The organism is Sphingomonas sp. CCH9-E2 (assembly GCF_001557215.1).
GTDB lineage: Bacteria > Pseudomonadota > Alphaproteobacteria > Sphingomonadales > Sphingomonadaceae > Sphingomonas.
This window is the reverse complement of record NZ_LSJM01000129.1, coordinates 1-1,316: the sequence shown is the minus strand read 5'-3', so window position 1 is coordinate 1,316 and position 1,316 is coordinate 1. Positions and strand designations below refer to the sequence as shown.

Sequence of the window (1,316 nt, the reverse complement as noted above, 5' to 3'; positions counted from 1 at the left end):
GGCTGGCGCAGGCGGATCGCGTGACGCATCGCGCGGACGTCCCCGCCGCGATTCTCGACCGTGCGCGCGCCGATGCCGATCGCCTGCTCTGCGATTCGCCGCCTGCGGGCTTGCCCGGCCTCACCGTCGATGTATCTACCGCGCGATGAGCGGATTTGCCTATCGCGTGACGGCGCAGGCCGTGGAGGAGATGGCTCCGCGCGATGCGCTGACCTGCCCGGCGGAGTTTGTGTGGATCCACCTTACCTCGCGCGACGAGGAGGTGCAGGCGTGGTTGCGCGATCATGCCGCGCTCGACCATTTCACGATCGATGCGCTGACCGCGCTGGAGACGCGCCCGCGTTGCGAGCAGGTCGATGGCGCGGCGTTGCTCAACCTGCGCGGCATGACGCAGGCGCAGATGGTGAGTAGCGATCCGCTTGCCTCGATCCGCATGCGCGCCGATGGCAAGCGGGTGATTTCGGTCACGCGCCTGCCGCTCGATGCGCTCGACGCAGCACGCGCGGCGATGACCGCGGGCGAGGTTCGCGACGCGGGCGACCTGATCGCGACGCTGGCAACCGCGATCACCGAACAGCTCGATCCGCATGTCGCGCGGCTCGGCGACTCGCTCGACGATTGCGAGGAGCGGCTCGACCCGCGCGCCGCGTTCGACCTGCGCCGCAATGTCAGCCGCGTGCGGCGGCAGGCGATCGGCTATCGCCGCTTCCTTTATCCCCAGCGCGTGGCGCTGGAAAAGCTCGCAGGACTACCGGTGGCGTGGCTCAGCGACGACGACCGGCTGCATATCAATGCTGCCGCCGACCGTGCGGCGCGCATGGCGGAGGAGCTGGAGAGCATCCGCGAGCGTTCGGCGCTGATCCATGAGGCGCTCACCGATCTGCGGGCCGAGGTGATCGACCAGCGCTCGCTGCTGGTCGCGGTGGTGGCGATGATCTTCCTGCCGCTGACCTTCATCACCGGGCTGTTCGGAATGAATGTCGACGGCATTCCCTATGCCAAGCACCCCGAATCATTCTGGGTGATCACCGGGTTCAGCTTGGTGGTGGCGGCCGGGGTCGGCCTGTATTTCGTCAGGCGACGCTGGTTCCGCTGAGCGCGGCGATCGATCCCTGAAGCCGCGCGCGATCGGCGCGCGTGACGGCGAGTTCGCTGCGCGCTTCGCCCAGTTCGATCGCGCGCGCGGCGATGCGCGCGTCGAGCGCGGCAACGGTGCGTTTGAGTTCGGCGATGCGCGCGGCGCGCTCGAGCGTGCGTTCGATCCGCGCCTGCAGCACGCCGAAATCGAATGGCTTGGCGAGATGGTCGTCGGCTCC

1 protein-coding gene and 1 pseudogene are annotated in these 1,316 nt (G+C 68.7%); one reads left to right on the top strand and one right to left on the bottom strand.

Features of this window, described 5'->3' with window-relative positions; all coding sequences use genetic code 11:
- The first annotated feature begins 145 nt into the window (after positions 1-145).
- Complete coding sequence (locus AX681_RS06905; protein ID WP_066657155.1) at positions 146-1,096, top strand: CorA family divalent cation transporter; 951 nt, start codon at positions 146-148, stop codon at positions 1,094-1,096.
- On the opposite strand, the pseudogene AX681_RS22400 reads toward AX681_RS06905, so the two are convergent.
- Positions 1,074-1,316: pseudogene (locus AX681_RS22400) on the bottom strand (response regulator); the annotation flags it as partial. The gene AX681_RS06905 and the pseudogene AX681_RS22400 sit on opposite strands and share 23 nt — an antisense overlap.

What these genes read in the sequence shown, in the direction of transcription:
- AX681_RS06905 (WP_066657155.1), top strand. Translation starts at nt 146, where the DNA reads ATGAGCGGATTTGCCTATCGCGTGACGGCGCAGGCCGTGGAGGAGATG.